This window comes from Cellulomonas septica (genome assembly GCF_012396155.1).
GTDB lineage: Bacteria > Actinomycetota > Actinomycetes > Actinomycetales > Cellulomonadaceae > Cellulomonas > Cellulomonas septica.
The window spans coordinates 1-1,127 of sequence record NZ_JAAXOY010000879.1 but is presented as its reverse complement, the minus strand read 5'-3'; the positions used below and the strand labels follow the sequence as shown (position 1 = coordinate 1,127).

Below are 1,127 nucleotides of genomic sequence, written 5' to 3'. Positions count from 1 at the left end.
GTCACGCTCGACCCGTACACCGGGCGCACCGGACCACGGGTCGTCGCACGCGCGGGCACGGCCGACGCGGACGCGGCGCTCGCGTCCCTCGACGGGCTGCCGACGGGCGTCCGCACGATCCTCCCGGGGCACGGCGACCCGTGGACCGGTGACGTGCGCGAGGCCGTGCGGCAGGCACGCGCCGCCGGCGTCGCCTGACGCTCCTGCGGAAGCGGGCAGCTGCACGGCGGGGACGGTCCGGGAGGTCGCGCCGTCGCGCGGCACGACGCGCCTGCCCGACGCGGTCGAGACGACCGCCGGGGCGTGCAGCACACGCTCCACCGGGAGTGACGTCACCCGGCCGGGGGGTCCCGCGGCGGACCCCTCAGCCGGTCGTCGGCCCTGCCGATGGGTTCGGTGTCGGCACGTGTCACCGTGCCGGCGCCAGGACCAGCACCACCGGGACGGACCGACCATGCACGACCTCGAACGATGCGCGCTCACGGTGCGCGACCGCACCACCGTGGTCGAGGGGTACGTCGCGGCGTTCGACGGCGAGACCATGACGGTCGCGGCGGAGCACGGGGTCGTGCCCGGCGGGGTGCGGCCCGGCGACGACGTCCAGGTGCTCGTGCTCGACGAGGTCCGCGGCGAGGTCCGCTACGTCGGTGCGGTGTCGCGCGTGGGCGCGTCGACGGTCGCGCTCGTCGACCTCGAGCTCGTCTCGATGCTGCAGAAGCGGCAGGGCGCGCGCGTCCGGACGCTCCAGCTGTGCACGGGCGTCGCGACGGGCCCCGACGGCGCCGGCCCGGGCCGCCCGATCTCGTTCGTGGTCGTCGACATCAGCGCGCACGGCATGCGCCTCTCCACGACGTCGACGCTCGCGGTGCACGACCGCGTCGCGTTCGAGTTCCCGACCGGTCGCGGTGCGGTCAAGCTCGACGCCGAGATCCTGCGCACGCAGCGGACCAGCACCGGCGGCACGCAGTACGGGTGCCGGTTCGTCGACATCCGCGAGAGCGACGTCGACGCGCTGTTCCGGTTCGTGCTGCGCACGCAGGGCGCGCAGCGGCGGATGCGCCTCGACGCCTGACGGAGCACGGCCCGTCCGGCTGCTCGGCGGTACGGGCGGGCGGCGCTCGTCGCGC

1 protein-coding gene and 1 pseudogene are annotated in these 1,127 nt (G+C 76.0%); both read left to right on the top strand.

Annotation, left to right across the window (positions count from 1 at the left end; all coding sequences use genetic code 11):
• Nucleotides 1-198 (top strand): annotated as a pseudogene (locus tag HGA02_RS19985) (MBL fold metallo-hydrolase); the annotation flags it as partial.
• A 256-nt stretch (nucleotides 199-454) separates the two neighbouring features.
• Entirely contained in the window at nucleotides 455-1,072 is a 618-nt protein-coding gene (locus HGA02_RS19980; RefSeq protein ID WP_168681175.1) for a PilZ domain-containing protein, read from the top strand.
• Nucleotides 1,073-1,127: the final 55 nt, after the last annotated feature.